Origin of the sequence: Gilliamella sp. BG1, from assembly GCF_046635625.1 — a bacterium.
Lineage (GTDB): Bacteria > Pseudomonadota > Gammaproteobacteria > Enterobacterales > Orbaceae > Gilliamella > Gilliamella bombi.
The window spans coordinates 1-1,658 of sequence record NZ_JBIDFG010000036.1 but is presented as its reverse complement, the minus strand read 5'-3'; the positions used below and the strand labels follow the sequence as shown (position 1 = coordinate 1,658).

The following is a 1,658-nucleotide window of genomic DNA, read 5'->3' as shown; positions in this document are numbered from 1 at the left end:
TTTCTTCTAAACAAACAATCTGTGTGAACACTTACGAGCTCTTCGTAAGGAGGTGATCCAACCGCAGGTTCCCCTACGGTTACCTTGTTACGACTTCACCCCAGTCATGAACCACACCGTGGTAAACGCCCTCCCGAAGGTTAAGCTATCTACTTCTGGTGCAACCCACTCCCATGGTGTGACGGGCGGTGTGTACAAGGCCCGGGAACGTATTCACCGTGACATTCTGATTCACGATTACTAGCGATTCCGACTTCATGGAGTCGAGTTGCAGACTCCAATCCGGACTTAGACGTACTTTGTGAGGTCCGCTTACTCTCGCGAGGTCGCCTCCCTTTGTATACGCCATTGTAGCACGTGTGTAGCCCTGGTCGTAAGGGCCATGATGACTTGACGTCGTCCCCACCTTCCTCCGCTTTATCAACGGCAGTCTCCTTTGAGTTCCCGACCTAATCGATGGCAACAAAGGATAAGGGTTGCGCTCGTTGCGGGACTTAACCCAACATTTCACAACACGAGCTGACGACAGCCATGCAGCACCTGTCTCACAGTTCCCGAAGGCACTCTCGTATCTCTACAAGATTCTGTGGATGTCAAGACCAGGTAAGGTTCTTCGCGTTGCATCGAATTAAACCACATGCTCCACCGCTTGTGCGGGCCCCCGTCAATTCATTTGAGTTTTAACCTTGCGGCCGTACTCCCCAGGCGGTCGATTTATCGCGTTAGCTTCGGAGCCCATCACTCTAGGCAACAAACTCCAAATCGACATCGTTTACAGCGTGGACTACCAGGGTATCTAATCCTGTTTGCTCCCCACGCTTTCGCATCTCAGCGTCAGTATCTGTCCAGAAGGCCGCCTTCGCCACCGGTATTCCTCCACATCTCTACGCATTTCACCGCTACACGTGGAATTCTACCTTCCTCTACAATACTCTAGTTAACCAGTTTTAAGTGCAATTCCTAGGTTGAGCCCAGGGCTTTCACACCTAACTTAATTATCCGCCTACATGCCCTTTACGCCCAGTCATTCCGATTAACGCTCGCACCCTCCGTATTACCGCGGCTGCTGGCACGGAGTTAGCCGGTGCTTCTTCTGTGATTAACGTCAATTAATAAACCTATTAGATTCATCACCTTCCTCATCACCGAAAGTACTTTACAACCCGAAGGCCTTCTTCATACACGCGGCATGGCTGCATCAGGGTTCCCCCCATTGTGCAATATTCCCCACTGCTGCCTCCCGTAGGAGTCTGGACCGTGTCTCAGTTCCAGTGTGGCTGGTCATCCTCTCAGACCAGCTAGAGATCGTCGCCTTGGTGAGCTATTACCCCACCAACTAGCTAATCCCATATGGGTTCATCAAATGGCGCATGGCCCGTAGGTCCCATACTTTGGTCTCTCAACTTTATGCGGTATTAGCAGTCGTTTCCAACTGTTGTCCCCCTCCATTCGGCAGATCCCCATACCTTACTCACCCGTCCGCCACTCGTCATCAAGTGCAAGCACTCATGTTACCGTTCGACTTGCATGTGTTAAGCCTGCCGCCAGCGTTCAATCTGAGCCATGATCAAACTCTTCAATTTAAAGTTTGATGCTCAATAACTGTCTCTGACATATTCAAATGAATCTTCAGTGTCACTTATCAAGACTTAATTTTT

The 1,658-nt window shown here is 50.3% G+C and carries 1 rRNA gene; it reads right to left on the bottom strand.

Annotated features, from left to right (window positions below):
• Positions 1 to 45: 45 nt before the first annotated feature.
• Positions 46 to 1,583: ribosomal RNA gene (locus ACGH80_RS11525) — 16S ribosomal RNA — on the bottom strand.
• Positions 1,584 to 1,658: the final 75 nt, after the last annotated feature.